We start from the raw sequence: 24,703 nt of genomic DNA on the forward strand, positions 1-24,703 counted from the left end.
TCCCGAAAAGAAAAGATAAGCAACTTTATTTTTAGCATCCTAACTCAGCAAAAATCCACACAAGTTGTTCTTTAGTTATGCTTTTAAATAGTGTCTCTTTACTGTCGTCCAGTTAAAGAGTTATTCAGCTAATAATCAAGCAATGTGCTTATCGTTATTAGCGAGCTGACCATCATATCATGTTAATTATGTTTGTCAAGCTTTTATTTCGTTTTGTTTCAATTAGTTAGCTGGGTTGGTATTGGGTAAGTATGCTATCCGTTACGGCCAGTTTGTGCTAATGAGGGGCGTATTATAGACCCTTTTTTGTCAGTGTCAAGGGTTTATTTTATTTAGTTTGACAGATTTTATTTAGCTAAATAAATACTCCAAACTAAGGATTGATGTGTTCAGCGGTAAACCACTTCCCAATCACCCCTTCCCTTTCGACTGGGTGGCATTATACGCGCTTTTGATAAGGGGTCAAGAAGATTATATGTTGTTTTTATTATTATTCGATAATACAACCAATATCTGATTCTTATCAACAAGTTAGCGATAAAAAATTTTTCATTCTACTTTACATACGATTTTATCAAAAGATATTCTTCTTACAACCCTCTTAATAGAGCATTCTATATTTTACCTACCTTTTCAAAAAACGCTTTATAGGCAGCAATTTTTTTATTTAATGCTAATGGATAAGCGCGTGAAGTAGAAGGTAGTCGATATAAGGTTAAGTCATCCACTGAAGTCGCTGTTAGATCAGAATCCTCGCTTTGCCCCTTATAAGGGTAAGCCATACTTTGATTGGTCTTTGGATGTTTCGACTTTGGTAATGAGCTGTCCAGTAAATCAATTAAAACTTCTGTGGCTTTACCACCTGTTGTAAACAGCGCCTGCACTTTAGGAACTCTTGGCAAAATGTCATCTAAATTAACGGGAGTGACGACGGTTAAATTTTTGTCAGAAGCATTACCCGTTTCTCGAATCGCTTGCTTGACCGTTGGGCACGAAGCAATGCCACGTTCAAATAAAAAGTTGCGAATACGCTCAGGATCAAAACGCTTTTCATCCCCTACTCTAAAATAGTTTACATCGTCAAAAAATACGCCACCATAAATGCGCCACATATCATTATAGAAGTTGGGATAATGAAAGCGCATCGCCCATTTGTCAGCGGTAGGCGGAAAGGTTCCCATCATCATGACCGTAGCATTGGGTGGCAAGACAGGCTCGAAAGGGTGAGTTTCTATCGGTGCCGCTATTGATTTCGTCGATATTGAGCTAGGATTTGACTGGTTTTGGATATCAGATGGTTGTTTGGTCATAAGATTCTTCATCAGAAAAGTGGTTTTTTTGCTATCATAACAAGCCTAAACACGACTTCACTTGCCATAGCGCTATATAGCCGAATGGGTTTGGCTTAAAACTGGTTATTTAAGCCTCAATCTTACTATTTCTGTGCTTGGTATAGCGTTAAGTGCGGTAAGTGTTTGTATCTTTTATACTAATAGCAATCGCAGTAACTGCGTGTGCATCAGCCTACAACCAAGAGAGTATTTATGAGTGACTTAAAAATTACTGTAATTGATCATCCGTTAGTCCGTCATAAACTCAGCCTAATGCGTGAAAAAGACTGTAGTACTTATAAATTTCGTACATTGACCAAAGAGCTTGCTCGTTTAATGGCTTATGAGGCAAGTCGCGATTTTGAGATTGAAACTTTTCCTATGCAGGGTTGGTGCGGTGAGATAGAGGGTGAGCAAATCATCGGCAAAACGGCAACCATCGTTCCTATATTACGTGCTGGTATTGGCATGCTTGATGGGGTACTCGACTTAATCCCGACTGCAAAAATCTCTGTCGTAGGTTTACAGCGCGATGAAGAGACCTTACAACCAGTGCCATTCTTTGAAAAGTTCGTCAGCCATATGGACAAACGCCCAGCGCTTATCGTTGATCCCATGCTTGCTACTGGCGGTTCGATGGTTGCTACTATTGATATGTTAAAAAGAAATGGCTGTAAGAGTATCAAGGCTCTCGTATTGGTTGCGGCACCTGAAGGCGTACGTTTGGTGAATGAAGCGCATCCCGACGTGACTATTTATACGGCTGCATTGGACAGTCATTTGGATGAACATGGTTATATCATCCCAGGTCTTGGTGATGCAGGCGATAAAATCTTTGGTAAGCAGTTATTTAACAAATAATCCAAAAAGTAGTCGTTATAAGAATCGTGACTACAGCTTACGACAGCAATGATAAGGATATAAAATGAACGTATTGATTACAGGTGCAAGTGCTGGTTTTGGCAAAGCGCTGGCTGAACGTTTGGTTGCCGAAGGTCATCGCGTAATTGGCTGTGCCAGACGACTTGATAAACTAACTGCAATGGCTGAAACGTTGGGCGATTTGTTTTTACCGGTCGTGATGGATGTCAATGATACGGTCTCTATTCCAAAAATTATTGCAGACTTACCCGATGGTTTTAATCAGCTAGATGTATTAGTCAATAATGCAGGTCTAGCACTTGGTACAGCGCCTGCCCAAAGTGCCAACCTTGATGATTGGATGAGAATGGTCGATACCAATGTTAAAGGATTAATAGCTTTGACCCATGCGGTGTTGCCAACAATGGTCGCACGCGATAGTGGATACATTATCAACGTCGGCTCTATCGCTGGTAGCTGGCCTTACCTTGGTGGGAACGTCTACGGCGCGACCAAAGCGTTTGTAAAACAGTTCAGCTTAAACCTGCGCGCGGATCTGATTGGCACCCAAGTACGCGTGACCAATCTTGAACCAGGCAATGTGGCAGGTACAGAGTTTTCAAACGTCCGCTATCATGGCGATGATGAGAAAGCGGCCAAGGTCTATAATGGCTTTACAACCATGACGGGTGAAGATATTGGCGATATCTTACTGTGGCTGATTGAGTCGCCTGCGCATATCAATATCAACCGTTTAGAAGTCATGCCAGTCGCGCAAACTTTTAATGGTTTAACGATAGCTAAGCAAAACTCTTAGTCTATAAAGTTTTATATATAAACCATCAACGCAATTCATAATAACGCAGCACTACGGCGGTGTCATTTGGCATCGCCGTATTAGTAGTTGGCGTCTCATTATCTAAAACCTGCTCATTGACCAAACGCAAATCATTAAAATCCAGGATAAGTACTTCATTACGAGTACGCTCACTGGTACGCTTATTATGACGTATTGGAAACCCGACCACTTGCTTACCAACGACTGTTATCTGATTTATGATCAAGGTTTGACTGTCTTGTTGTCCTAACTTTAGCGCATTCTGCTTGGCTTTCTGAGCATTTAAGGCGGCAGTAGCAGGATTAACAGTGGTGGTAAATAACTTATCGAGTCGTGCGCTTTTTGGCATAGTACCTGCGACAAATAATACTTGCTCTAACGGTAGATACTGCGCATGACGCAGCAGCTCAGCGCGAAACAGTGCTGGCATATCCATATTAAAGCTGTCTTCAGTTTGACGATAAAACGCTTCAAAACTACGCTGGATGTAGCGCCCAAATACGGTAGCATTAATCCAATCTTGATACGTATCATTTGCCAGTAATCGTTTGGTAAAGTCGTTGGGTACTAACGCCAGATCACTCTTCAAAAGCGCCATTAATAAACCATGTGGATCCGTAAAAGTCAGCTGGCCCCAGACCTGAGGATAAAGGCTACTATCAAGACTGGTTAATGTCGCTCTACTCATAAATTTTTATTTCCTTCTTACATTGAATTATTATTTTGGCGACATGGCTCTAATAGATATTTTTATACTTATATTATTGTTAAATAGGCTTTTTTTACTATAACACGCCTTACTAATATAAAAATGTTTTGTGCTGAGCATTTTAATATTAAAATTATAAAATGAACCTCCATAAATGAAATGAAAATAAGAAGCTGCCGCCCATGATAAAAGACTGGCTAAAAATACCGTCACAATACCAATTACAGACTTTGAGCATCATCAAGATTGACGATACCATTATTCCTGTCTCTGTGATTGGCAAAGGCAGACCTGTCATTTTGCTCCATGCGTATGGCATGGATGCGCGCGAGTTTTTACCTTTTATATTGCCGCTTACTGGCAAATACAGGTTTTATCTTCCGCATTTTAGAGGCTTTGGAGAAGCGAAGTCTATTCATTTGACACAATTTGATTTTGTACGCCAGTATGCTGACGATATCAACACCGTGATTGAGCAAATTTGTCACGACCTTAAAATAGAATCTCTACCAGTTGCTGCTATCTCTATGGGTGCGCAAGTAATGTGGGGGTATTTTGAGCGTTTTGGTATGTCACGGGTCAGCCGTTATATGAATATCGACCAAAGTCCTGCGATTCATAATCAGGCTGATTGGCAAGGCGGCTTATTTGGTGAGCGGCAGCAAGAAGTGTTTGATATATTTCATGAAGTGGTAGATATGACACTGCCTTATGCTAATGTTGACAGCTTTACGCACCTACCATTTACGATTAAACGCCAGGTCACAGATATTGAGCGGCTATTTTCTTTACTATCAGTAAATCGTACACGCTCAAAAGCCATCGTCCAGCTTTTAACGCATCAAAATGATCATAAGCTTGTGTTTTATAACCACAGTACTTGGCAACATAAGATGCGCTGCTTACAAGCGTATTTAAAGTTAGAGTACGATTTTCGAGCCGTTATAGAAAAAGTTACCATTCCAGTGGTGAACTTAGTTGGAGGTCGCTCAACGCTCTATGATTCTAAGTGGCAGCAAGAAGTGACCCGTATGCTACCTAATGCAACTGAGATCGTTTTGCCGCGCTCTGGTCATGCGGTGCCGATGGATGAGCCGATTGCCTTTTATAAAGTGTTAAAAGAGTTTGTGGGAAATGAACGATAGATGATATGGTAAAAAGCTGGGTTAAAAACCCAGCCTACGACAGCGTCCCTTAAGTTTCTAGACGGGCTTTGCATTTCCAACTAATAAGCTTCAAACTAATCAGTGAGCGCTTTAATCAATTCAAATCTAGGCACTTCTTTACCGTCACGCGTGACTGTCTCGCTAAACATCGACAGTGGTCGTACCCATACGCCATACTCACCATATAGACAGCGATAAACCACTAGCATTTCTTCGGTCTCAGAATGGTGCGCAGTATGCAAAACTTGGTATAGGTTACCTTTGTAGTGGCGGTAGATGCCTTGGGGAATAGATTGGTTCATAAGTAACTCCTGGCCTTCCCTATAAATGTATGAGCTGAATACTGTCTCGTTATGTTCAAATAATAGAAATAGATAAGGCCGACAATCAATATCGACCTTATTTATGCTCTTGATATTAAAAGCCCTATTATCCTACCGTCACTTTTGCATAGGCCTTTTTACCCGCTTGAATAACCACTGTCTGACCGGATGTTAAGCTAAAGCTAGCATCGACCACGTCGCCATCTACTTTTACCGCGCCACGTTTTACCATATCTTTAGCTGCAGAATTGTTTTTGGCAAGCGCTGCTTGGTTCAATATTTGAGTAATAAATAGTGCGTCCTGCCCTTCTAGATCTAGCATAATTTCTGGCAGGTCGACTGGTAATTCGCCATCAGCCAACACGTTACCCGCGGATTTATGCGCATTAGCTGCCGCATCAGCATCATGGAAACGTTCAATCAACTCTTCAGCTAAGATACGTTTGATTTCTTGTGGATTGCGACCGTTTTCCATCTCTGCCATCAATGCTTCGACTTCTTCCATCGGCTTAAAGCTTAAAAACTCAAAGTAGCGACGAATTAAAGTGTCTGGCATGGATAGCAGTTTTTGGTACATGGTGCCCGGTGCATCATAAATACCGACGTAATTGTTCAAGGATTTAGACATTTTATTAACGCCGTCTAATCCTTCTAAGATTGGCACGGTGATACAAACTTGCGGCTCTTGTCCATAACGACCTTGCAAAGTACGCCCCATGAGGATATTAAAGGTCTGATCAGTACCGCCAAGCTCAATGTCAGCTTTAAGCGCGATAGAATCATAGCCTTGTACCAATGGGTATAAAAACTCATGAATAGCGATGGGCGTTTGGGCTGCATAACGTTTAGAGAAATCATCACGCTCAAGCATCCGCGAGACGGTAAGCTGGCTTGACAGCTGAATCATATCTCCTGCTGACATATCTTTAAACCATTCAGAGTTAAAAACAATCTTGGTTTTTTCTTTATCCAAGATTTTAAAGACTTGTTCGGCATAGGTCTGAGCATTGGCTTTGATTTGCTCATCAGTCAATGGCGGGCGCGTGCTGTTCTTGCCAGAAGGATCGCCAATCTTGGCCGTATAATCACCGATCAAAAAGTAAATCTCATGACCCAAATCTTGAAAATGCTTAAGCTTATTAATCAATACCGTATGACCCAAATGCAGGTCAGGCGCGGTAGGATCAAAGCCTGCTTTGATGCGTAGCGGACGGCCCAGTTTGAGTTTCGCAACCAAATCCTCTTCTGATAAGATTTCTTGCGTACCGCGTTGCACAAGGGCAATTTGTTCTTCTAGGGTGTATGAATGGTCTGTCATGATGCTCTCTTTATTGTCTTTATTAAAAGGGTAACGCGTTTGGGCTATTTAGGACTTCGTAGCCTGTAAAAGATGTTAGAATTTGACGGATATACTAGCGTTTTTTAAGGTAAATTGCCATGACCAACCCTGCTCAGACCACGAATGATCCTGAAAACACCGAATTTTTAGCTGACTCATCTGATTCAGTAGGTAGTGACGACGATACAAACTACGCTGCACTGACTGAGGCGCTGGAGCAAACAGTGTTTGAAAGCTTTGATGACGGTCTATATATCGGTATGATGTCAGGCACTAGCTTGGACGGTATGGATGCAGTGCTTTGTCAGTTTAATAATGCAGACAATACTCAACCACCGATGCAACTATTAGCCACTTATAGCCAAGATTTCCCGCCGCGACTGCGTGAGGTGCTCTTGGCGTTGTGCCAACCTAATGGTATCCAAGAATTAATGCCAACAGCCGATGAGCCAAATAGTGAACCAAACAGCGAATTGGACTGGTTTGGCTGGGCAAGTAAAACTTATGGTGAGTTTGCCAGCATTGTGGTCAATAATTTATTACAGCAGTCGAATACCGATAGTGAGTCGGTGCTAGCGATTGGCTGTCATGGGCAGACGGTACGTCATCGTCCGCAATTGGGCTTTAGCTTACAACTACTCGATGCCAATATCATCGCTGAGCGCACGGGCATTAGCGTCGTCAGCGACTTTCGTCGTCGTGATATGGCGGTCGGTGGTCAAGGTGCACCTTTGGTTCCTGCTTTTCATCAGGCGTTATTTGCCGCACCTGATAGCACACGCGCATTATTAAATTTGGGCGGTATTGCCAATATAACGGTCTTGCCAGCTGGTGATAGTCCTGTTGTTGGTTATGATACAGGCCCTGCCAATTTATTACTTGATGCGTGGACCGCGCTACATACCGATCACAGCTATGACGCGAGCGGCGCATGGGCGCAGTCTGGACAAGTCATTGAACCGCTACTTAATCAATTATTAGAACATCCATTTTTTGCAAAACCTTATCCTAAAAGCACTGGACGTGAGGATTTCAATCTAGAGTGGCTACAAAGCGAGCTACAACATTTTGGTCAGATTTCTGCCTCTACTCGCTACTCATCAGCAGATGTACAAGCGACCTTGACGGAGCTTACGGCGATGAGTGCTAGTGCACAAATCAATATGTTTATTAATGCAAAAGTAAATAGCTCAGTGTATGTCTGCGGGGGCGGTGCATTGAATAATTACTTAATGACCCGCTTGCAAGCACACCTACCTCACTGCACTGTAGAGACTACGGCAAGTTTGGGACTCAAGCCCGCTTGGGTAGAGTCTGTGGCCTTTGCTTGGCTGGCGCGTCAAACTTTGATAGGTGAAACAGGTAACTTGCCAGCAGTAACAGGCGCAAGTAAAAGCGTAGTACTGGGGCAAGTATGTTTTGCCTAATAAGTAAATAAGTTGTTAGATTTAAAGAAGATTTAAACGCGCAATGATTAGTAATATAACAATATTGTACTAACTTTTTGTTTTATCTTACTCTTGCGTCATCATTTATGAATTATTAAGTTTACAGACGTGCACTTATGTGCTTTATAATAGTTGCTAAAGTAGCAGGATAACGCTATAAATAATATTGCGTAATTTTAGAATATTTACAATAAAACAAGTAGTCTCACCCCTTTAGGATCGCAAGTACAGGATATATCACATGAGCCAAAACAGCAGTTCACCGATACCGCAACATACCAACGCTGAATCAAAACGGCGTCGTAAGCCTCCTCATCATGAGCGTCCTGATGAGATGCGTGTCGTCGTTACTGGTATGGGCGCTGTTACCCCGCTAGGTTTGGATGTTGAAAGTACATGGACACGATTACTTAATGGCGAAAGTGGTATTTCAACCATCTCACACTTTGATGCGACTGATTACCGTGCCCAAATCGCAGGTGTGATCAAAGACTTTGATACGAAACCATATATGAGTTCTAAAGATGCACGCCGCTATGATGCATTTATGCACTATGGTGTCGCGGCTACTGCAATGGCATTAAAAGAGGCAGGCTTTATTGAAGAAGTTAGCGCTAATGATGCGCCAGTACAAAATGTCGATCAGGAGCGTTTCGGTGTCATATTAGGCTCTGGCATCGGTGGTATTCAGACGATTGAAGACAGCTGCGCTATGCTAACTGAAAAAGGCGCTAAAAAAGTATCACCATTTATCGTACCGGGTTCTATTGCCAATATGGCAGCTGGACTGGTAGCTATCAAGCACAAACTTAAAGGTCCCAATCTTGCTACTGCAACTGCGTGTACTACAGGGACGCACGCTATCGGTTTGGCTGCACGTCTAATCGCTTACGGCGATGCTGATGTCATGATTGCTGGCGGTAGCGAGAGGGGTTCAAGCCCATTAGGTATGGCAGGTTTTGCAGCAATGCATGCGCTCTCTACCCGTAATGATGAGCCTACTAAAGCATCACGCCCTTTTGATAAAGATCGTGATGGTTTTGTGATGGGTGATGGCGCAGGCGTATTGGTACTTGAAAGCCTTGCCCACGCTAAAGAACGCGGTGCAACTATCCTTGCTGAAGTCGTCGGCTTCGGTATGAGTGACGATGCCAGCCACATTACGGCACCTCCTGAAGATGGTAATGGTGCTGCTCGCGCCATGCAAAGTGCCCTTGATGATGCTGGTATCGAACCATCAAGCGTTGGTTACGTCAATGCTCACGGTACCAGCACTCCTGCTGGTGACGTCGCTGAATCGATCGCTATTGAAACTGTTTTTGCACCCGTTAAAGACAGCATCTTGGTCAGCTCCACCAAATCTATGACTGGACACTTACTGGGCGCAGCTGGTGGTGTTGAAGCTATCTTTACGATATTGGCTTTGCAAAATCAGCACGTACCGCCAACGATTAATTTAGATAATGTCGAGGATAACTGTAATCTAGACTACGTAGCCAATCAATCACGTAAGGTTGATAATCTCAATTATGCAGTATCCAATAGCTTTGGCTTTGGCGGTACCAATGGCTCAGTGATTTTTGCACGTTGGTCATAATTATTATAGCTATTATAATGATTACGTTTCAATTGAATCATACATAAGCTATAAAAGCGAATAGGGCCATCGATGTAACATCGGTAGCAGTTTTGCTACGTTTGCCCGCTTGCAACCCCTTATCATAGTTGCGTATGATAAGGGGTAATTTTTAGAAAATTTATGGAAGAGTCTATGTCAAGCTATTCGTTTTCGCATCAATTTTATCAGCGTTGGACGCGCGCCCCAGAGCAGATACGGGCCGCCATTGTCCAAGAGTTAACGGATATCACAACTCTGCTGCAAACAGACACTCCCTACGAAAGCTTTACCTTTAGTTTGCCAGACTTAGATGCACACCTTGATGAGCTATATAGTGCGCATAAAGCTGAGCAAGTTGCTGCAAAAGCGCTTGCTGATAAGCAAGCAGAACAACGTGACGCTGCGGAACAACAACGCTTAGCTGAAGAAAAAAAGCTTGAAGAAGAAAAAGCACGTGATGCTGCAAGAATTGAAGAAGAAGCTAAAAAAGAAAAACAACAAGCAGAACAAGCTCAAAAAGAATCGGATGAACAAAGCCGTGCTGAGCAAGAGAAGAGCGATATCGAAGCCGCTACGAGAGACAAGCAAACTACGAGCGATGCACACAGTCCTACCAACAACGAAAAAAACGATGTCAATGATCACTCTCATACGGTCAATCAGACTGAAAACACTATCGTAAAACCTCAAAAAGGCGCAGCAATTGATTTGTCTTTTAAAAATCCAGAACTGACTGCCGCCCATGAGAGCTTAATTCAAGAGCTAGAGATGCATGTAGATGACTATCTGAGTGAGCAAATGATGCAAATATCTGAGGACTTAAAATCATGGTTACGAGCAGAAGTGGGTCAGCAGCTTGCCGGAATCACAGAAAAAAACCAAGCGGTTGAAGATATTGTTCAAGAAAATATGGCTAAAAAACACTAGTCTATTAACTGATTTATCGACAGCTTTTAGATATCCGTTAAAGAGCTCCATTAAAAAAGCCCCGTAAATATTTTTACGGGGCTTTTTGTATTTCAATCAAGCATTAACCAGTCTTTATATTAAATAGCTTGTGTACGTTCGGTCAGCCATTCAAGCGCTGCACCTTCAACACGATCCTTTAGCTCAGCATAGACTTGGCTATGATAATCATTGAGCCAATCGACCTCTACTTGGTTGAGCAAAGTTGTATCGAGCAAACGGGTATCAATCGGGCAATAGGTAATAGTTTCAAAGTTTAAAAATTCACCAAACTCAGTCTCAGTAGCATTTGCCACTGGCATATTGACTACCAAGTTTTCAATACGAATGCCCCACTTACCTTCACGGTATAATCCTGGCTCATTACTAGAAATCATCCCCTCTTTCATCGCGCGCTCTTTTGGCGTAGTGGCACTATAAGCGATGACTTGCGGGCCTTCGTGGACGTTTAAGAAGTAACCAACGCCGTGACCAGTACCATGACCGTAGTCCATTTGTGCCTGCCATAATGGTGCACGGCAGATTGCATCAATGAGTGGCGAGGCAATACCATCAGGGAAGCTTGCACGCGCCAAAGCAATATGGGCTTTGAGCACCGTAGTAAAGTCGCGTTTGTGCTCATTGGTGACTGTACCAATGCCGACCACGCGAGTGATATCAGTAGTACCGTTTTGGTACTGGGCGCCTGAATCAATCAGTAGTAAGCCGCCCTCGCCCTCACTTACATCAAGGTAGCTAAACTTCTCTGGCGTCGCACGGTAATGCGGCAGTGCACCATTTTCATTGAAGCCTGCAATCGTTGGAAAGCTTGGCGAGACATAATGCGGCTGCTGACTACGTACCTCAATCAGCATGCTATCCACGTCCAGCTCACTTAAACGTTCACCGTCTGCTAGACGCTGCTCAAAAGCAGCAAAAAACTCACTCAATGCTGCGCCATCTTGACGCATTGCCTCACGTACATGCTCAATATCAGCAACAGACTTAACAGATTTGAGTAATGTACTAGGCGCCATTTGCTCGATAAAGCCCACATCGTCCGCCATTTTTGATAGCGTACCCACAGCAACTTTGCTTGGATCTAACAACAGTAAGTCTTCTGGTGTCATCTCGCTCAATGCGTCTTGTACGGCATCATAATCAGCAAGGGTGATACCGCTGTCTTGTAGATCTTTTGCAATATCAGAGCTGACTTTATTATTATCAACGAATAGCGTTGCCTTATCCTTACTGATGAGCATATGCGCTAAAAACACAGGGTTATAATCGACATCAGCGCCGCGCAGATTGGTGAGCCAAGCAATGTCATCCAAACTTGATAGCAGATGATGCGTCGCGCCTGCATCAGCCATACCTGCGCGCACGGCAGCAAGTTTTGCGCTAGCGGACTGTGCAACGAACTGCGCATCATGCTGATATAACTTTGCTGATGGTAGCGCTGGACGATCTGTCCATATCTCTGTCAACACATCACGCTCGGTGATTAAGGTAATGTCGTTAGCATCAAATGCATTTAATAGCTTATCTTGCTCAGCGATAGACAGCACATTGCCATCCACGGCCACGCTATCACCCTCTGCCAAATGCGTAGCTAACCAGTCGATATGGTTTGGCTGACCAGGAGCAAGCTTTTCTAAGCTAATACCAGTACCTTCTAGCTGGTCAGCGGCGTGTACCCAATAGCGACTATCAGTCCATAGACCTGCAAAATCAGCCGTGACAACGAGTGTACCAACTGAGCCTGTAAACCCTGACAACCATAACCGCGCTTGCCAATATTCTGGTAAATACTCAGATAAATGCGGATCGGCTGATGGTACGATAATGGCGGTAAGGTCTTGTGCGACTAAAGTTTTGCGTAAGCTGTCGATACGATCATGTATGGCTTGTTTATTCATCGAATGTTTCCTTATTGATTTTAGAGAGGTTTTATCGTGAGGCGACTATGGTTAGTCGTCTTATTCGAGCGGGTAAATCTTGAGCATTAAGTGAACGATCAGTATTTAGATCATGTATATCTAGCACTAAGTTTTTATAAAAATTCAAATAAACGAGGCTAACTGCTACCAAGAGCAGTATAGTATTTTAGTAGAACATCATTAGATGTTTGGGCACAGCGCAGGCTTTCAATAGCTCAGACAGATATCTTAACAAGTAAACCAATAAGACGCGTTCCCACAACTGGTAACACGTCTTAAATTTGTCTTTTATTGAGCGTATAGCCTGTACAATAGTAACGTTAAAGCATTATTTACTGGACAGCCTTATCAGCATGCTCGCTCTTTTTGAGCATATTATTGATAGGCTTTGCTAATACCAATAGGACGGCAGCAGTCACCACCAAAAAGACGGTCATTGTGGTAAATAATGTTGGTAGACCTTCAATCTTATCGGCTGACACATTGCCACCGAAGAATGCCGCAACCAAGTTACCCATCGCTAAAGATGCAAAGAAAAGCCCCATCATCTGTCCTTGCATGCCCTTTGGTGCAAGTTTTGTCATTGACGACAAACCCACAGGACTAAGCGCCAACTCGCCAAGTGTCAAGAGCAGTAAGCTACCAACTAGCCATAAAGGCGATGCTAGGCCCGTATCATTGGTCAAAATACTTTTTGAGGCGATAATCATCAGACCAAAGCCTGCCGCAGCGAGCAACATCCCAAGGGCAAACTTCACCATACTACTTGGCTCAAGGCCTCGGTTACCAAGCTTGACCCAAACAATACTAATGATGGGTGCTAAAAGAAGAATAAATAAAGGGTTAAGTGACTGGAACCAAATGCTTGGAATCTCAAAACCCAAAACGTTTAGATCCGTATAGCGATCAGCAAATAGATTAAATGATGTTGGCTGCTGCTCAAAACTTGACCAAAACAGCGTTGAGCCGATAATCAAAATAAAGCAAATCAGCAAACGCAGCTTATCGGTTTTATCTAGCCTTGGTGAAATAAACATAATCGCAAAATACAGTATTACCACACTTGCGATGATATAGGTCATATACTCTGCCACCATTTGCGGCTCAAACGGCATGATACCAGACGCGACCAGCACAACGACTGCGACCAGTAAAGCCACAAATCCTATGACCCAGCGACCGATGTTGTTAAAACGGTCATTTGAGCGCTCCCACTCAGCAGCGATGCCTTTTGCTTGTGCATAGCGTGTCAGTGTCTTTTGAGCAGAAAAACGATAGATGAGTAGCGAGACCAACATACCAAGTCCACCAACCCCAAAGCCGACATGCCACATACCTTGCTCTTTAAACACCCCAACGATAAGGGCGGCCAATAAAGCGCCGATATTGATACCCATATAAAATAGAGTAAAGCCACTGTCACGGCGCACATCACCCTTAGAGTATAACGCCCCAACCATCACCGAAATACAGGTTTTAAATAATCCCGACCCCAACACGATACAGATGAGACCAACGAAGAATAATGTCATACCGAACATTGCAGAGAGCGCGATACATAAATGGCCAAGCGCGATAATAATACTGCCCCACCATAATGCACGCTCTTGACCAAGCCAGTTATCAGCAAGCCAGCCACCTGGTACCGCTGCCAAGTACAAAGAGCCTGCAAAAATACCATAGATAGCAGAAGCGGTAACTTCATCGAAACCAAAGCCACCGCTTCCAACCGTCGCCACCATAAATAATACCAACAGCGGACGGATACTATAGTAAGAAAACCGCTCCCACATCTCAGTAAAGAATAAAGGGCGCAGTGGTTTAGGATGGCCCATAAACCCATTATCTAGTGCTTCTAGCTCAGTAGCACTAACCTCTGATTTTACTTCCGTGCTCATAAGTTTATTCCTTTGCGATACTACGATAAAGATGACCAAGTCCATCACTAGTAAGACAGACGGTCATAAATGCGCGTTATTGTTTCATCAGATTACAAATATGTAAAGGAAAAGAATGTTCATTAATTGAACAGTCACTTACTAAACATGAGACAAAAAAGCACCGAGCTATTATTTTTAATAGCTCGGTGCTTTTTATAAACGCTACTACTTAACTATCTATCATAAAATACTAACGATAGTATTTAACCATTTTATCAAACAGTCTCATTAGATTATTGAGCAGTAGTCGTATCTTCAGTTGTACCAGCCTCCAGATCACCGTCAGCTTGTTCTGCGGTGAGTTCGGTATCTTCAACCGCAGCTTGGCTCACTGTGCCAGAAGCAGTGGCTGTACCAGCTTCAGCGCTAACCACTGCACCGCTTGTGTCTTCAGCAGGCGTAACCGTAGCATCAGCGGCAGCTTCAGTCGCACTCTCGCCAGCACCTACTGCCGCATCGGTATCAGTGTCTGCTGACGCAGCTTCTGCAGTAGCAGCAGCAGTATCAGTCGCTACTGGCTCTTCAACAGCGATCGCTTCTGCTTCATCAGCCGCTGCCGAGGCTTCAGTCGTTTCAGCTGTGATGTGCTCACCTGCTGGACGCAAGAATGCTGAGACACCAATAAGTAAGACAATACCCAAGAACAAGGCAATGCCGCCCAAAGCATATATAAACTCTTTTTTTGGATTGTTGTTGACGATATCTTCTGACATACCTTATCCACCTTGCGCAAAATATTTGAAATTTTAGCCTATTATATCGCAATTTGTACCAATGTGTTAAAACCCTTAACTATTTGAAGGAATTATTATTTAGTACCTGCTTATAAGCCATTGACGATGTCCTTTTTATTTACCAAGACGAGCACGAGCGGTAGCGCGTTTGCCAAGATAGCTCAGCAATAATAATAGCGTAATAATGAATAAAATTGGATAGTTACCAAAACGCATAAATGGTGTATTGCCAACCCGCGCTTGCACATCACCTCGTAATACGGTGCGCTCAAACTGCGGTGCGCGCTCAACGATACGGCCTTTATGATCGATGATAGCCGTCACACCTGTGTTGGTGGCTCGCATAAACCAGCGGCCATTTTCTAACGCCCGCATTTGTACCATTTGTAGATGCTGCAGTGGACCTGCCGACGTACCAAACCAAGCATCGTTTGAGATGGTCAATAAAAAGTCGGTACTGATGGCGTTTTTACGAGTGGTATCAGGGTAAGCAACCTCGTAACAAACCGCCGCGCCTAGATTGTGTCCGCGTACCTGTAACGGTAATTGCTTATCACTACCGCGACTATAGCTCATGATGTCTTGGCTACCTGCCAAATTGGGTAGTATATCTAATAACCCCTCAAATGGAATATACTCACCAAACGGCACTAAACGCTGTTTTTTATACAAGCCTTCTGCATCCGCACCCAACGCAACGACACTATTATAAAATGGTGGGTACTTATCCTGAGTTGCATCAAACGCCGCCTCATCTTTATAAGGAATTCCTGTCACCCACGTAGTGTCAGTGGCTTTGGCCATTTTTACCATTTCGTTGATAAAACCAACCGCCTCTGTCTGAAACATTGGAATCGATGATTCAGGCCAAAGGATAAGATCGCGTCCCCATTCCGTGCTGGTTAATTTGGCATAAATATTAAGCGTTTCTACCTGATATTCGGTCAACCATTTGAGATCTTGCGGAATGTTGCCTTGAATTAATGATACGGATAAATCAGGCGTACCTTTAGGCTTGGTCCACTGCGGGTTAATCAGCCACAATGACGTACTGATGATTAACAAGGCGATGGCAACCACCATATAACCGCCGCGACGGCGCAGCAGCTCAACGATACTTGCTGCCAATAGGATGGCGACAAAGGAGATGGCAAATACCCCAGCGATGGGCGCAAGTGACGACAACCAATACTGTTCAGTAAAGGCATAGCCGACGAACAACCACGGAAACCCTGTAAATAGCCATGTTTTCGTCCATTCTTGTAGTACCCAAAGCGCGGCAAAAGACAACGGCTGCTTACCAACCACCCGATTAAACAACAACGCTAAAAAACCGTGAAATAGCCCCATGCCTAGGCCCATAAGCGCAATCATAATCAGTGCAAGCCATGCAGGCGTCGCTCCATAAACATGAATGGAGGTATACAGCCAAAACGCACCGACGCACCACAGTCCCGTACCATACGCTTGACCGATAATAAACGCACGTTTGCCAGTCATCGCTGGTAACAATAGACCATATAAGATAGCAGGTGACACTAGCGCTAGTGGCCAAATATCATAAGGTGCGAGTGCAAATATAAATATCGCACCTGCAAGCCAAGCTATCAAAATAGACAACCCAAGCGATAGTTGCTTGGGCTTAGTGGGGTTCAAACGCTTTTGTAAATCAACAGTAGACAGGCGCATAGCTATTATCCGAAACCTTATTATTCAAAACGTTAAATCTGAGATTATTTGTCCGACAGCGGCTGTTTTTGACAGTGGTTGGCTGTCAATTCTCAAAATTAAAAGTGCTTAACATTAAATGCGCCCATGATACCAGTCTGTATTCATTAATGGGTAAATTTGCGTAGCGAAAAAAGCATAGGCTAAAAAGCAAAAAACACGACCGAAGTCGTGCTGTTGTTATATAAGCTCAATATAAATGCTCATGGCGTTTATCAGATATCAGATATTATATTGACTATCTAATAGTCGTCTACCTTAATAAACGTCTATCTCATCACCATACTATCATCGATACACTAATGGCTACCTATTAACAAGCGCTGAGTGTCGGTGGTCTTGGTCAGCTCTAGATTTTGAATAAAGCGTCCTTCTGCATCGATTACTTTGATTTCCCAATCATCTATTTGTACGCTCTCACCTTCTAGATCACCCACATAGCCAAGCGTTTGCATGACAAGACCGCCCATCGTATCGACATCGGTATCATCAAAATGGCTGCCCAGCTCATCGTTACAGTCTTCAATCACCGTAGACGCTTGTACTCGCCAAGTGTTAGGCTTTTCAGGATCGGCGATAATATTATTAATATCACTGTCTTCATCAAAGTCATCGTGTTCATCGACGATGTCACCGACGATTTCTTCTAACAAGTCCTCCATCGTGACTACGCCTGCAAAATTTCCAAACTCATCGACCACAATCGCCATGTGTACTTGAGTGCGCTGTAATGAGCGCAGTAACGTATCAGAGCGCGCAGTTTCACTAATATAGAGAGGTTGACGTACCAAGTCTTTTAGACGTTTGCTGTCGATTTTATCTTCTTGATCGCGCACCATATGAACAAGAATAGGAATCAAATCTTTGGCAAGTAAAATACCAATAACGGCATCATCGTCTTGACTGTCAAAGACAGGATAGCGTGAATGCGTGGTATCAAGGATAATGTCCATCACATCAGCAAGGTTGTTGCTTTCGTGCAAGCCAATCACTTGCGGACGCGGTGTCATGATTTCACGCACTTGTGTGGCTGGCAAGTCCAGTACACCTTCGAGCATATCAACTGTATCTGGCTCTAAGAACTGACGGGAGTCTTGTACCAAACGAAATAATTCATCACGGGTTTCAGGGGCGGTCGATAGCCAGCGTTTTAAGCCGCGCATCGACCAACTACTCGGGCTTGGAGCATCGTCAGACATGGCGATATGAGTTAACCTCTTTAGTTTAGTATAATTAATATATTAATAAATTGCGTCGTGAAGAGTAAAATAAACAAGCCCAAATATCATCAATTAAAAGTATCATTAATTAAAAGTATCATTAATTACAAGTATCGTTAGTCACAAATATCACTCATCGTAGGTGACATTAATGATTAAGGATAGATAGACCAGTCTAAATTAGCTTCACTTTATCGCAAGCCAATCAGACATTCAACGACAAATTTATCCAAATTGTATTGTCAGTGTGTTATAAACTTTGCTATCGTCAACGACTTTACTTACCTAGCCCACACTTATGTCGCTTCGCTCTGTTTTTTCTCGACTTCGATCATCACGAAAAACCCCTCTTGACGCTTTTAAAGACAAGCACAACCCTGCGCGTCAGACAAACGACTGGCGATACTATCTTGTTTCTTTTTTGGTCATTCTTGGTCTGTTGTTATCAGCATTATGGTTGCTGATGTTAATCTGGTATCAGCTTGGCGCATATAATCCCATAACTTGGCTGGCGTATGCGTTAGTTATCGGTTTGCTTACATCGCTACTGCTTGTAAAAACCAAACCAAAACTAGCAAGTAAAATTATTAACAACACGTTTCATCGATCCTTTAAACAAAGAACCATCGTTACTTGGCTAGGTGGACTGTATGCGGCTGTCTGGCTGCTGGGTCTTGGGTGGTTTTTTTCTATTGAAGCCAAACAAAACCGCGACTGGATGCCTGAGGTTAGTCAAAGGGTCGCCTATAAGCGCGATGCGGCCAATCCTGATTTGATTACCTTTATCAATGTGCGTAATTTTGATTGGCATACTGACGAGGACGCGACTGCGCACTGGGAGACGCGTACAGTTGATATGTCTAAATTGTCCGGAGTCGATGTCATTAACTCTTATTGGATGGGACCTCTCATTGCTCATACCTTAGTCAGTTTTCGTTTTGAAGAGGATCGCCCGCTTGCCTTTTCTTTTGAGATTCGTAAAGAAGATGGTGAATCGTTTTCAGCACTAGCGGGCTTTTTTAGACGTTACGAGCTTAGCCTCATTGCCTCTGAAGAGCGCGATATTATTTATACTCGTAGCAATGCACGCGGTGAGCAAGTGTATTTGTTGCCTGTTAGTCATCTGCAGCAGTCGGAAGTCAGATCATTGTTTGAGTCGTACTTGATTGCAGCCGATGAGCTCAATGCCAAGCCTGCTTGGTATAATACCTTAACCAGCAATTGTACCAATATTATTTTTTATATGGCGCGCATCGTTAGCGGCGAACGTCTGCCATGGGATTATCGAATTTGGGTATCAGGTTGGCTACCAAACTATCTATATGATGTCGGCATGTTAGATGCCAATCCTAACAACAGTGGTCAGCCTTGGTCGATGGATACCTGGTATGAACGTGCCCATATCAACCCGAAGGTCAGAGGTTTTGACAATCAGGCTAATGGCAGCAGGTTTTCAGCTCAGATTCGCCAAGGTATTCCCATACCGCCGCTGGCAGACTCGCAAGCCAAAGCCGATGCAGAAGCCAAGTCTGCTGCCAAGGCTTCTAATGATTAGTATTTTTAGTGACTGAAAATCTCATTGAACAAGACTGTAAGCCAACTAAGGCGTAACCCAGTTGACCACTCGCGTCTCCATCTCCTCATCAGAGATACCAATCTCAGAGACGCAGCGCCCTGCTACCCCGACATTGGCCGCGCGCATTTGCTGCTGCGTTATGACGGCATTTTGTGTTAATAGTAGATGCCAGTCCGGTAGCGATTGACCTTTATACAAACGTTTGTACGCGCAGTGCGCTGGTAGCCACATCATATTGGGCAAATTCTCAATCGTCAGTTGAATACAATCAGGTACGTACTCTTGGCGCGTATCATAATGTCTACAATAGCCTGTCGCACAGTCCATCAGCTGACAGGTCACATCCGTATATTCGACCAGTTCTTCCTCATCATCATCGTCCATATATTTAATCAAACAACAACTGCCACAACCATCACATAGTGCTTCCCATTCGCTATAATTTAATTCATCTAGATTAAATCGGGTCCAAAACTGTGGACGTAGCGTTGCACTATCGGCCTCGTCGGGCTTTGTACTGGATGTTTTATCAGATACTTTTGTTGAAAATGAACGTGATGGATCTAACAAGTTTGGCCTCATGGAGTCATAGTAGGGTTTTATAAAGTCACAGTATCATTTTGATAAAGAGCGTTACAGTATTATAGCTGTTTTTGTTGGTCGTGGGCGTTAAGGTAGGACGAGTCAAACAATTGAACATGTACAAACCCCCTAAATAAAACTCACAATATAAAAAAGGATAATAATATGTCTATTCAAACTTATGAATTAGTCAGCACGACAGACAATGGCGTTGAGCTTATTAGCTATATTGCACTGCCAGAAGACGCTTCTGATACCAATCCAGCGCCTGGTATTATGGTCGCACCAGAGTGGTGGGGTGTGGTTGACCATCCTAAGACCATCACCGAAAATTTGGCCAAGGCTGGCTATGCAGCGGTGGCAATGGACGTCTACGGTGAAGGCAAACTGACTGCAGATGCTGCTATGGCCAATATGTGGATGGAACAAGTGCTTGCAGACCAAGACATGCTGATGGCACGCTGCCGCTTAATCCTCAATGACTTTAGTAGCCAACTGGCAGTCAATGGCGATAATCTAGGCGCGATTGGTTATTGCTTCGGTGGTAAAGTCGTTCTTGATATGGCACGCGAGGGCATGCCATTAAAGGCAGTCGCTACTTTCCACGGTAACCCAGCAGCAAAACAACCTGCAGACAGTAACTTTAAAGCCAAAGTACTGGTTGCCCATGGTCGTGATGATTCTATGGTATCAATGGATGCAATAGAAGATCTAAAATCTGAGCTGGACGCAGCTGACGTAGACTATACGGTTGATGTCTATGATAACGCCAAACACGGCTTTACCAATCCAAATGCAGATGAGCGTGCTGCCAAAAATGATATCGATTTAGGCTACAACGAAAGCGCAGCTAAGCAAAGCTGGGAAAATATGCTTGAGTTTATGAAAGCAAATTTAGGGTAATTATTTAACAGTCTCAACTGATTACAGTGATCATAAAATTCAAAGCGGAGCATGATATTCATGCTGCGCTTTTTTTGTATAAAAAACCTTTTATTAAGCGTGTAAATTCTTACCTGATCAAGGCCTTTTTTAAGACGCACTTTTGCAATAATACGTTTGGGCAAATTAAAATAAAGCGAGCAATCTACTTTAAGCGCATTCAACCCCTCATTGTGTAGTAAACTTGACCTCATCACAAAAGTAAAAATTTATCATTCTACTTTTGGCACTCCATTTAAAGAAGGTTGTTATATCAATGAGTAACGCTAGTATCCAGTGGTTCCCTGGACATATGAATAAAGCCCGTAATGAAATCAAAGAGATCATGCCAGAGATGGATGTGGTCATCGAAGTCATCGATGCACGCATTCCATACAGTAGCGAAAACCCTATGGTCGCAGCGCTACGTGGACAAAAACCCGTCATCAAAATACTCAATAAAGCAGACCTTGCCGACTCTGACCAAACGCAAGCGTGGATTGAGTATTTAGAAAGTCAGAATCAAGTAAAAGCCATCGCTTTTGATGACAACAAATCCAACGACGTACATAAAATTGTCGAGCTGTGTAAGCGGCTAATCCCCAATAAAGTCGGTACGGGACGCCAGATCAAAGTGCTTATCATGGGCATACCAAACGTTGGCAAATCAACATTGATTAACAGTTTGGCTGGACGTAGCATCGCTAAAACAGGCGATGAACCTGCCGTGACTAAATCTCAGCAGCTGATCAAAATTGATAACGACATCATGCTTTATGATACCCCTGGTATGCTTTGGCCAAAGATTGAAAATCCAAATTCAGGCTATCGCTTGGCAGCCACAGGTGGTATCAAAGACACGGCTTTTGATTTTGCTGATGTGGCTGGTTACACCGCTGAATATCTGATTGAGGCCTATCCTGAGCTGCTTAAAGAACGCTATAAAATTGAAGACTTGCCCCAAACTGATTGGGAGCTTTTCGAAGTTGCTGGACGTAACCGAGGCCTGCTAAAAAGAGGCGGCATCGTTGATACTTACCGTATGTCTGAGATTTTAGTTAATGAGCTGCGCAGTGGCATCCTAGGGCGCATTACGCTTGAGACGCCAAAGATGCGGGAAGCGGAGCTATTATTGGTAGAAGAGATACGCGCACAAGCGGAAGCCAAAAAAGAGGCTAAGTTAGAAGAAAAGCGCTTACGCAAAAAACGGGCAAGAAAGAATCGGAAGTAGGTTTATAGGGTAACTTCGACAAAGTAGCTACTCCTGATTTTCACTACTATCTCCCAGTCTGGTTGAGGCACTAGCTTAGGTTTGATTCTATAACTTTCCAATGGACAAAGTACGCTAATAATACTAAGGTTCTTGATATGGAATATATTATAAAAGCTAGACTGATAAAATCAGATTTGATAGAGATTAATAGTCAGTTTCAAAACTATAGCCTAAAGGATATGTCTAGCATAATCCTAGTTAAGCAAGCATTAGTATCTATTGCTAACCTTGTAGATTTTGAACGTACTATACGACCTATTTATCATAAACATAAAGCACTATCAGCTATTTTCAATAAAAAGTATAATGAATATGAGTTCGCTAAATATATAAGAAATAAGTTTATTGGGCATATTAAAATAGATTTACTGACCAAAACTATTGAATGGAAGCCTGAACTTAGATATCTACTTCATGAGACTAACGATCCTAATGTTATGTTTTTATACAATATATGGGTATTAGAAACCGCCATTAATAGTTTTGTTGACTTAGACGGCAAACATAAAGTATTTCACTCAGACACAGATTTAACTTATCCACCTGACTGTCAGAGATTCCTTAATTTCTTTACTCAGACAACTCAATCAGCAATAGAGTACTTGAATAATTTAGATGAAATACTTTATGCAGCTATCAATGAAGATGAGAAAAAAGAAAGTCTTGAACATTGGTTGCTAGCAGGTAAAACAGATTTTAAATTTATTAAAAAATGAGTGATTAGTGATATTCAGGTAACCTATCTTAATTAAAATTCGCTATAGTCTATTAGCTTGAGTAGGGTGCGCCCAGCGCACCGATAAAGACTCATTAAATCCTTGCATCAATCCCCATCACACCCCATAAATCACCTTAATCATAAATTCTATATTCATTTTTTGATTTACAAGGAATACGCTTGCCTACTCATTTTTCTCAACCTGATTCATCTTTAAACACCTTCGCCCCGCGCCTACTAACTTGGTTCGAAACCAATGGTCGCCATGACCTGCCTTGGCAACAGCATCAGACCGATACACCCAACCCTTATATCGTTTGGTTATCGGAAGTCATGCTCCAGCAAACGCAAGTGACCACTGTACTGCCCTACTTTGCGCGTTTTATGAAGTCGTTTCCGACGGTGCAAGACTTGGCCGCAGCAGACTGGGATACCGTAGCCGAGCATTGGGCAGGACTAGGCTACTATGCACGCGCGCGTAATTTGCATAAAGGCGCAAAGCAGTTGGTCGATATCATTAATGAGACGGGCGAGTTTCTGCAGACCTTAGCAGGTTGGGAGGCTATATCTGGCGTTGGCCCTTCTACCGCTGGGGCGATTATGGCAATGGGACTGCATCGATATGGCGTCATCTGTGATGGTAACGTCAAACGGGTGCTGACACGCTGGGCAGCGATTGATGGTGATATTACCAAATCTGCGACGACTAAAGAGCTATGGGCATTGGCTGAACGTTTGACCCCTAGAGAGAGTTCAGGGCTGTTTGCACAAGCGATGATGGATATGGGCGCAACCTTATGTACGCGTAGCAAGCCTGCTTGCTTATTGTGTCCACTACAAGATGATTGCTTAGCACATGCGCAAGGTCGCGAAACGGATTATCCAGTCAAAGCAAAAAAACAGCCCAAACCAAGCAAGTTTAGCAATGCTCTACTTATTCACAGTATAGAGGGTGACATACTGTGGTTACAGCGTCCTGATAATGGCATTTGGGGTGGATTGTGGAGTTTGCCTTTGCAGTTTGTAGAGAAAATTAACGGCAACGCCAGTGTTAAGACGACTGGTAAAAAACAAGCTGCGAACAATGGTAAGCAATCAAATGTACCAATCGACGTACGTAGCAATGAGAAAGTATACGAAGCGGAATTTACCACCGCTGAGCAGATTATTAATGAATGGTTAGCAAAGAATAACTTGGTAACAGAAACAGTCAGCAATTCTTTACTGACTGACGCACCGATTAAACATTCGCTGACGCACTTTCATTGGTATTTGCAGCCGCATTCATTGACTTTAGACGCCAAACAAACGGCTGAAATAAGCAAAGCCTTACAAGCAGCTGATATTAATATTATTTGGTTAAATGCTGATGAAGCTCAGGCAACGCTTGGATTGCCACGAGCGATGATCAAAGTTCTAGAATAAACTTTCATACTTGACTGTTTAAAAAACTACATATGCCATAAAAAAAGCGACTCACAATTAATCATGAG

Annotated in this window: 21 protein-coding genes; 11 read left to right on the top strand and 10 right to left on the bottom strand. The window is 43.1% G+C overall.

Annotation, left to right across the window (positions count from 1 at the left end; genetic code table 11):
- Positions 1–614: 614 nt before the first annotated feature.
- Positions 615–1,310, bottom strand: a complete 696-nt coding sequence (locus Q0890_RS11200; protein ID WP_299220915.1) for a DNA glycosylase — start codon at positions 1,308–1,310, stop codon at positions 615–617.
- Between the two features lie 234 nt (positions 1,311–1,544).
- Here Q0890_RS11200 and upp point away from each other — a divergent pair, with 234 nt between their 5' ends.
- Positions 1,545–2,192 (top strand): uracil phosphoribosyltransferase, encoded by a 648-nt coding sequence (upp, locus tag Q0890_RS11205; protein WP_299220918.1) that lies wholly within the window; start codon positions 1,545–1,547, stop codon positions 2,190–2,192.
- 64 nt (positions 2,193–2,256) lie between these two features.
- Complete coding sequence (locus Q0890_RS11210; RefSeq protein WP_299220921.1) at positions 2,257–3,009, top strand: SDR family NAD(P)-dependent oxidoreductase; 753 nt, start codon at positions 2,257–2,259, stop codon at positions 3,007–3,009.
- Positions 3,010–3,034: 25 nt separating this feature from the next.
- On the opposite strand, the gene Q0890_RS11215 is transcribed toward Q0890_RS11210, so the two are convergent.
- Positions 3,035–3,718: a hypothetical protein gene (locus tag Q0890_RS11215; RefSeq protein WP_299220924.1), complete on the bottom strand. Its 684-nt coding sequence runs from the start codon at positions 3,716–3,718 to the stop codon at positions 3,035–3,037.
- A 203-nt stretch (positions 3,719–3,921) separates the two neighbouring features.
- Here Q0890_RS11215 and Q0890_RS11220 point away from each other — a divergent pair, with 203 nt between their 5' ends.
- On the top strand, positions 3,922–4,884 hold the full coding sequence (locus Q0890_RS11220) for an alpha/beta hydrolase (RefSeq protein WP_299220928.1): 963 nt from the start codon (positions 3,922–3,924) through the stop codon (positions 4,882–4,884).
- Between the two features lie 95 nt (positions 4,885–4,979).
- On the opposite strand, the gene Q0890_RS11225 is transcribed toward Q0890_RS11220, so the two are convergent.
- Both Q0890_RS11225 and tyrS read right to left on the bottom strand, forming a co-directional pair.
- Positions 4,980–5,207: a DUF1653 domain-containing protein gene (locus Q0890_RS11225; RefSeq protein WP_299220930.1), complete on the bottom strand. Its 228-nt coding sequence runs from the start codon at positions 5,205–5,207 to the stop codon at positions 4,980–4,982.
- A gap of 127 nt (positions 5,208–5,334) precedes the next feature.
- The gene (gene tyrS / locus Q0890_RS11230; RefSeq protein ID WP_299220933.1) at positions 5,335–6,546 is read right to left on the bottom strand and encodes a tyrosine--tRNA ligase; all 1,212 of its coding nucleotides are present in this window, start codon (positions 6,544–6,546) and stop codon (positions 5,335–5,337) included.
- Positions 6,547–6,665: 119 nt separating this feature from the next.
- Here tyrS and Q0890_RS11235 point away from each other — a divergent pair, with 119 nt between their 5' ends.
- The 3 genes from Q0890_RS11235 to Q0890_RS11245 all read left to right on the top strand — a co-directional run bounded on the left by Q0890_RS11235 (position 6,666) and on the right by Q0890_RS11245 (position 10,560).
- Complete coding sequence (locus Q0890_RS11235; protein ID WP_299220937.1) at positions 6,666–7,994, top strand: anhydro-N-acetylmuramic acid kinase; 1,329 nt, start codon at positions 6,666–6,668, stop codon at positions 7,992–7,994.
- Positions 7,995–8,349: 355 nt separating this feature from the next.
- Positions 8,350–9,612: a beta-ketoacyl-ACP synthase II gene (fabF, locus tag Q0890_RS11240; RefSeq protein ID WP_299221310.1), complete on the top strand. Its 1,263-nt coding sequence runs from the start codon at positions 8,350–8,352 to the stop codon at positions 9,610–9,612.
- A 174-nt stretch (positions 9,613–9,786) separates the two neighbouring features.
- Positions 9,787–10,560 (top strand): hypothetical protein, encoded by a 774-nt coding sequence (locus Q0890_RS11245; RefSeq protein WP_299220940.1) that lies wholly within the window; start codon positions 9,787–9,789, stop codon positions 10,558–10,560.
- 119 nt (positions 10,561–10,679) lie between these two features.
- Here Q0890_RS11245 and Q0890_RS11250 read toward each other — a convergent pair whose 3' ends face one another.
- The 5 genes from Q0890_RS11250 to Q0890_RS11270 form a co-directional block, all read right to left on the bottom strand.
- Entirely contained in the window at positions 10,680–12,497 is a 1,818-nt protein-coding gene (locus tag Q0890_RS11250; protein WP_299220943.1) for an aminopeptidase P family protein, read from the bottom strand.
- A gap of 353 nt (positions 12,498–12,850) precedes the next feature.
- The gene (locus Q0890_RS11255) at positions 12,851–14,416 is read right to left on the bottom strand and encodes a peptide MFS transporter (RefSeq protein WP_299220945.1); all 1,566 of its coding nucleotides are present in this window, start codon (positions 14,414–14,416) and stop codon (positions 12,851–12,853) included.
- 275 nt (positions 14,417–14,691) lie between these two features.
- Positions 14,692–15,171, bottom strand: coding sequence for a hypothetical protein (locus Q0890_RS11260; RefSeq protein ID WP_299220948.1), 480 nt, complete (start codon positions 15,169–15,171; stop codon positions 14,692–14,694).
- Positions 15,172–15,306: 135 nt separating this feature from the next.
- Positions 15,307–16,881 carry an apolipoprotein N-acyltransferase gene (gene lnt / locus Q0890_RS11265; protein ID WP_299220950.1) on the bottom strand — a complete coding sequence of 525 codons (1,575 nt, stop codon included), beginning with the start codon at positions 16,879–16,881 and terminating at the stop codon, positions 15,307–15,309.
- 338 nt (positions 16,882–17,219) lie between these two features.
- Entirely contained in the window at positions 17,220–18,119 is a 900-nt protein-coding gene (locus tag Q0890_RS11270) for a CBS domain-containing protein (protein WP_299220952.1), read from the bottom strand.
- Between the two features lie 319 nt (positions 18,120–18,438).
- On the opposite strand from Q0890_RS11270, the gene Q0890_RS11275 reads away from it, so the two are divergent.
- A complete protein-coding gene (locus tag Q0890_RS11275; RefSeq protein ID WP_299220954.1) occupies positions 18,439–19,695 on the top strand; it encodes a DUF4105 domain-containing protein in 1,257 nt (418 codons plus the stop codon).
- Between the two features lie 45 nt (positions 19,696–19,740).
- On the opposite strand, the gene Q0890_RS11280 is transcribed toward Q0890_RS11275, so the two are convergent.
- Positions 19,741–20,298, bottom strand: a complete 558-nt coding sequence (locus Q0890_RS11280; RefSeq protein WP_299220956.1) for a YcgN family cysteine cluster protein — start codon at positions 20,296–20,298, stop codon at positions 19,741–19,743.
- Positions 20,299–20,463: 165 nt separating this feature from the next.
- On the opposite strand from Q0890_RS11280, the gene Q0890_RS11285 reads away from it, so the two are divergent.
- From Q0890_RS11285 to mutY, 4 genes are all read left to right on the top strand, one after another.
- Complete coding sequence (locus Q0890_RS11285; RefSeq protein WP_299220958.1) at positions 20,464–21,201, top strand: dienelactone hydrolase family protein; 738 nt, start codon at positions 20,464–20,466, stop codon at positions 21,199–21,201.
- 295 nt (positions 21,202–21,496) lie between these two features.
- Positions 21,497–22,450 (top strand): ribosome biogenesis GTPase YlqF, encoded by a 954-nt coding sequence (ylqF, locus tag Q0890_RS11290; RefSeq protein WP_299220960.1) that lies wholly within the window; start codon positions 21,497–21,499, stop codon positions 22,448–22,450.
- 137 nt (positions 22,451–22,587) lie between these two features.
- On the top strand, positions 22,588–23,208 hold the full coding sequence (locus Q0890_RS11295) for a hypothetical protein (protein WP_299220962.1): 621 nt from the start codon (positions 22,588–22,590) through the stop codon (positions 23,206–23,208).
- Between the two features lie 182 nt (positions 23,209–23,390).
- On the top strand, positions 23,391–24,635 hold the full coding sequence (mutY, locus tag Q0890_RS11300) for an A/G-specific adenine glycosylase (protein ID WP_299220964.1): 1,245 nt from the start codon (positions 23,391–23,393) through the stop codon (positions 24,633–24,635).
- Positions 24,636–24,703: the final 68 nt, after the last annotated feature.

It is taken from the genome of uncultured Psychrobacter sp., from assembly GCF_947488565.1.
Lineage (GTDB): Bacteria > Pseudomonadota > Gammaproteobacteria > Pseudomonadales > Moraxellaceae > Psychrobacter > Psychrobacter saeujeotis.